Source organism: Thermodesulfobacteriota bacterium (assembly GCA_036482575.1).
In the GTDB taxonomy this organism is placed as follows: Bacteria; Desulfobacterota; GWC2-55-46; order GWC2-55-46; family JAUVFY01; genus JAZGJJ01.
Window position 1 is genome coordinate 1 of sequence record JAZGJJ010000016.1, and the last position, 5,446, is coordinate 5,446.

Annotated in this window: 4 protein-coding genes; 2 read left to right on the forward strand and 2 right to left on the reverse strand. The window is 58.3% G+C overall.

The genetic code is table 11. The features are described 5' to 3' along the window. A partial coding sequence (gene glyS / locus V3W31_00575) for a glycine--tRNA ligase subunit beta (protein MEE9613432.1) occupies positions 1-1,049 on the reverse strand: 1,049 nt, incomplete at its 3' end. 206 nt (positions 1,050-1,255) lie between these two features. Between glyS and V3W31_00580 the strand changes: the two genes are divergently transcribed. Both V3W31_00580 and V3W31_00585 read left to right on the forward strand, forming a co-directional pair. After that, on the forward strand, positions 1,256-2,719 hold the full coding sequence (locus V3W31_00580) for an ATP-binding protein (GenBank protein MEE9613433.1): 1,464 nt from the start codon (positions 1,256-1,258) through the stop codon (positions 2,717-2,719). Continuing rightward, the gene (locus tag V3W31_00585) at positions 2,716-4,071 is read left to right on the forward strand and encodes a sigma-54 dependent transcriptional regulator (GenBank protein MEE9613434.1); all 1,356 of its coding nucleotides are present in this window, start codon (positions 2,716-2,718) and stop codon (positions 4,069-4,071) included. Before V3W31_00580 ends, V3W31_00585 begins: the two co-directional genes overlap by 4 nt. Here the strand turns inward: V3W31_00585 and V3W31_00590 are convergent. Further along, positions 4,049-5,170, reverse strand: coding sequence for a response regulator (locus tag V3W31_00590; GenBank protein ID MEE9613435.1), 1,122 nt, complete (start codon positions 5,168-5,170; stop codon positions 4,049-4,051). The two genes, V3W31_00585 and V3W31_00590, sit on opposite strands and share 23 nt — an antisense overlap. Between the last annotated feature and the right edge of the window lie 276 nt (positions 5,171-5,446).

Consider the following 5,446-nt stretch of genomic DNA (forward strand, 5'->3'; position numbering starts at 1 on the left):
AGCGGGGTCTTTACGTCCTTCTCGAAGTAGAACTTGGCGTCGTTAAGGCGTGCCCTGAGGACCCTTTCGTTCCCCTCCCGGACCACCTTAAGCTCCCGTGCCTTCGTGTTGGCCACGGTCAGGAAGCAGGGCAGGAGTTTTTTCCACTCTCCCTTCTCCCCCTTTCCGTCCACGACGCTGAAATACCTCTGGTGCTCGCGCATCGCGTTTATAACGACCTCGGCCGGGAGGTCGAGGAACTCCTTATCAAAGGAGCCTTTTACCACCACGGGGTACTCGACGAGGTTTACCACCTCATCGAGGAGCCCCTCGTCCGGAAGGATTTCCCCTTTTATCTTTTTAGCCTCCTTTTCAAGCCCTTTGGCTATGAGCTCTTTCCTCTCCGCCGGGTCCGCGATGACGAAGTTTTTCCTGAGCCCCTCAAGGTAGGTCTTGACACCGTCCACCTTGATCGGTTTTCCTCCCCCCTTTGGTTTCAGGAACCGGTGGCCGCGGGTATGGGGGCCGCTCTTTATATGGCCGAAGGTGAAGGGCACGGTCGTTTTGCCGTAGAGTGAGAGTATCCAGTGCACGGGCCTGGCGAAGCTTATCCCGTGTTCGCCCCACCTCATGGCCTTGGGGAAGGTGAGCCCGGATACGACGGCTTCGAGGATGGCGGGCAGGACCTTTACGGTCCGCTCTCCTTTCACCTCTTTTATCGCGTAGAGGTATTCGCCTTTCTCCGTCTTTACGGTCTTGAGCTCTCCGACGTCCACCCCGCGGGAGCGGGCGAAGCCGAGGAGCGCCTTTGTGGGCTTGCCGTCGTTGTCGTATGCGGCTTTCTTATGCGGCCCCTTCTGCTCTACTTTCGTATCGGGCTGCTTTTCTTCAAGACCTTCTACAATAAGGGCGAGCCTCCTCGGGGTGCCGAGCGTGCGCATGCCCTTGAAAGAGAGGCGGCCTGCGTCGAGTTCCCTCTTCGCAAGGGCCTCCAGCGCGGCAAGCGCGACGGGTATGAATCCCGCGGGCAGTTCCTCGGTGCCTATCTCCAGTAAAAGGTCCTTTGCCATATCACTATCCTTTTTTTGTTCGAGCGCAGACTCCAACTTATCAGAATGGCTGGAATTTTCAATAGTTTTTACTACCCCGGTGGGGAGCTTCCAAAAAGAAATTTTTAGGGTATACTAAGTTTAAAGTTGTTTTCCTGCGACCCTTATGGTAATTTTAGGCGGTGTCCGCACCGTACTTTTTAAGGAAAGGTGTACACATATAAAATATGCTGTTAGGAAGAGTTCCCATTATCTGGAAGCTCGGGCTGCACATCTTCTTCGCGGGGATGCTCGTGGTGTCGTTGCTGGCTATAAATATAAAGGGGTCCTATTCCTTAACGGGCGACGTCACCACCATAAACTATGCCGGCAGCGAGAGGATGCGGATGTATAAGATTTTCGTTCTCCTTAAGAGATATGCGGGGGAGATGACCCCGGAGAACAGGGAGGCGGTCGAGGCCGAGATGGAGAGCTTCGGCGAGATTCTCTACGGCCTCAGGTTCGGGGATCCGGCATACGGTCTCAAGGGTAACGGGACCGGGGAGATAAGGGCCCGGCTCGATAAGTGCATAGGCTGGTGGGAGGGTAAGGGGAAACCGCTGTTCTCCTCCGTACTGGACGCGCCGGCCCCGGAGGAGGCGGAGAGGATGCTGGCCGAGGCCGGCTTCGAAGGGACGGTTTCAAGGTTTGTCGAAAAGATAGACGGGACCGTAAAGCTCATGGAGGAGAACACCTCGAAGAAGGTCCGGACATACCTGCTCTTACAGTATCTCATCATGGCCTTTATAGCGGGGATCGCCGTATCGAGCCTTGTCTTCACGCGCAGGATAATATCCGTGCCCATAGAGAGGCTCAGGAAGACCATGCGCGAGATTGCCGGGGGGGACCTCTCCGCGAGGGTGACCGTGGATACGAGAGACGAGATAGGGGACCTCGGGGAGGTCTGTAACATCATGGCCTGGAGGCTCATGGAAACGCAGGAGGCCATGCTCGAAAGGGAGAGGCTCGCCGCCCTCGGGGAGTTTTCGCTCGGCATCGCGCACGAGATACGCAACCCGCTCTCTTCGGTAAGGATGAACCTGCAGGCGCTTTTTAATAAGGCGAAGGAGGAGGGCGGCGAGCCCGACGCTGCCACCCCCGACGCTACTACCAGAGAACAGTTCACCATCGCGCTCAGGGAGGTGGACCACCTCGACGGGATAGTCCGGGAGATCATGAACTTCGCGAGACCTCCGGTACTCTGCTTGTCAAGCGAGGACGTGAGTGATATTATCGACGCGTCGCTCCGCATGGCGGAGAAGGAGCTCGGGGATAAGAAGGTCGAGGTGGTTAAGGACGTTCCGGAGGATATGCCCCTGCTCCCGGTCGACGCCGTAAAGATAAAGCAAGTACTCCTGAACATTATCCTGAACGCCGTTCATGCAATGGGGGAGGGGGGGCGTCTTAAGGTCTTTGTTTCTGTGGGGGGAGGGGAGGTTTCGATTTCGGTCGAGGATAACGGCAGGGGCATGGTGCCCGAGGTGAAAAAGCGCATCTTCGACCCGTTCTTCACAACGCATCCCGGCGGCATGGGCATGGGCATGGCACTTGTAAGGAACATAGTCGAACAGCACGGTGGGCGCATCGAGCTGGAGAGCACTCCCGGCGAGGGCACGAAGGTAACGGTTACCCTGCCGGAGCAGAGGACATGAAGAAGATACTCGTAATAGACGACGACAGGTCTATCTGCAGGACTCTGGAGCTTCACCTGGGCCGCACCATGCGCGTGCACACCGCGCACACGGCGGACGAGGGCCTCGAAAAGGTCGAGGCCGAATCGCCCGACGTCGTACTGCTCGACATACGGCTCCCCGGCGCGACCGGCCTCGATATGCTCGAAAGGATAAAGGCGCTCGACAATAAAGCCTACACGATTATAATAACCGCCCTGCAGGACATGGAGACCACCATAGAGGCCATACACAAGGGGGCGTTCGATTACATACCCAAGCCCATCAACATGGACGAGCTCGAGCTTTCCATAAAGAGGGCCTTCCAGGACCTCTACCTCCACAGGAGACTTACGGACCTGCAGGTCGAGATGAGCCGGGAATACACGGTCGATACGATAATCGGAAAGAGCCGGGCGATGCAGGAGATATTCAAGACCATAGCCCTCGCCTCGCAGGGCAAGGCCACGGTCCTCATCCAGGGAGAGAGCGGGACTGGCAAGGAACTCGTCGCGCGGGCCATACACCACAACAGTCCGGAGAAGGACGGGCCCTTCACGGCCATAAACTGTTCGGCGCTGGTGGAGACCCTCCTCGAGAGCGAGCTCTTCGGCCACGAGAAGGGGGCCTTTACCGGCGCGCTTTACCGCAAGGAGGGCAAGCTCGAGATGGCCAACGGCGGCACGGTCTTACTCGACGAGGTAGGCGATATGAGCCCCACCCTGCAGGTAAAGCTCCTGAGGTTCCTCCAGGAAAGGAGTTTTGAGAGGGTCGGGGGGAAGGAGACCATAAAGACGGACGTCAGGGTGGTCGCGGCGACCAACAGGGACCTCGACGGTATGATTAAAGAGGGGCTCTTCAGAGAGGACCTCTTCTACAGGTTGAAGGTCATAACCGTGGACGTCCCGCCCTTGAGGGAGAGGAAAGAGGACATTCCCCTTCTGGTAAGCCACCTCCTCACCAGGGCCAACAGGGAGCAGCACAGGACCGTAACGAAGGTCCCCTACGGGGTAACGGATGCGCTCATAGCTTATTCGTGGCCCGGGAACGTGAGGGAGCTCGAGAACGTAATTACAAGGGCCGTCCTGCTGTCAAAGGGGGACGTGCTGCAGGACGTACACATCCCGGGGTTGCGGGAGCGGGAAGAGGCGCCGGGGGACGCGCCTCCATGGGAGCCGGGGCCGCTCGACGAGATGGAGAGGGTGCATATAGAGAGGGTACTCGACCATACGGACTGGAACAAGAGCAAGGCCGCGGCACTCCTCGGCGTCTCCCTTCCGAGGCTCATGAGGAAGATCAAAAAATACGAACTCAGGAGAAAGCCCCCCGCGTAGCCGCCCGGCCGTTCACGATCAACCGTTCGGGCTCCCGGTCCATATCCGCGGGCAGGGGTACGGGCTCGGCAAAGCCCAGGCCCACGAGCGAGTCCGCCCCGGTTAGGCCCTTGGACCATACGACCTTAGCGTCCCTCTGCGGGTACAGGTCGTGAATGTGGACTATAACCGGGCTGCCCGGCACGAGCGGCCTGCCGCCGTACCTCAACTTTATGCCGGTGCGGGATATGTCCTGTGTCACTGTTTTCATGGACATCCGGGGGGGCAAACCCTTTTCACACACCCGGCAATCCGCTTCCAGGCCGTGCCGCCTCTCTTTCCTCCCCTCAACGCCTTTCCATTCGGCCGGTTCTTTATTTTTTTCCCTCTCCAGGAAGTTGTTTGTTATGGTAAGCAGTTCGAGCGCCGGAAAGGGCTTTAGGATATAGCCGCAGCCGTGTTCCTCGAAAAAGGAGAGCGACCTGTCCGTCAGCATGCCAGTCATAAAGAGGACCCTCTTCTCCATACCCGGAAACTCCCGGGCCATCTTCAGGTAAAGCTCCGCGCCGTCCATCCTCGGCATGCGGAAGTCCGAGAGTATAAGCTCGTATTCGCTTTCGGCGAGCATCTCCAACGCCTCCGCCCCGTCCCCGGCCAGGCCCACGCCGTATCCCGCCGACGATAGTACTTCGCGGAGAAGCTCCCTTATGGTCAGGTCGTCTTCGGCGACAAGGACCCTTGTGTACGGCCTTGCCGTAAGCACGGTCACGCGGGCGAGCAGTTCTTTAATGTGAAACGGGGTGGTGATGCAAGCGCAATCCTCATGCAAGGCCCCCTGCCGGTCTTCCTCCGGCGGGGCGATAAAGAGGAACCTGTCCCGCAGGTAGGGATATTCCTCCACCACCTGTTGGTAAAGTTCCGTGCCTTCCGCGGCGCCGGGCCCGGCCATTGACAGGCCGGATATAACGAGGTCGAAGACCGACCCCCGAAGCCTCTCAAGCGCTTCGCGGCCGTCCTCGGCGATCTCCGGCCGGCATCCCGCTCCTTTCAGCGCCTCTTCGCACAGGACCCTCGTCGGTCCTTCGTCATACACCACCAGAGCCCTTTTTATTTTCTTCATGGCCTTCACTCCCTCCCGCTGTTTTTACTGTCCGCAGGATATAGTAATGCATTTCCCGTGCCATCCCGTTTTTAGTGTAAAACCGCCGTTTATGACCGGGGATACAACGGGGGATTTAATGGTTTGATATAACGTTTCGAGGCACCGTACACGGAATAACCGCCACGGACGGCATCGGGGGCTTTAATGAGGGGGAAGGAGCTAGCCTTTAGAGCGGGAGCTTCAAGGCGTTCCGGTGGAGAGATGCGGTACGGACCCGAGGAAAAGGCAAGGCCG

Coding starts and splice junctions, on each gene's coding strand:
- V3W31_00580 (MEE9613433.1), top strand. CDS start 1,256: ATGCTGTTAGGAAGAGTTCCCATTATCTGGAAGCTCGGGCTGCACATC.
- V3W31_00585 (MEE9613434.1), top strand. CDS start 2,716: ATGAAGAAGATACTCGTAATAGACGACGACAGGTCTATCTGCAGGACT.
- V3W31_00590 (MEE9613435.1), bottom strand. CDS start 5,170: ATGAAGAAAATAAAAAGGGCTCTGGTGGTGTATGACGAAGGACCGACG.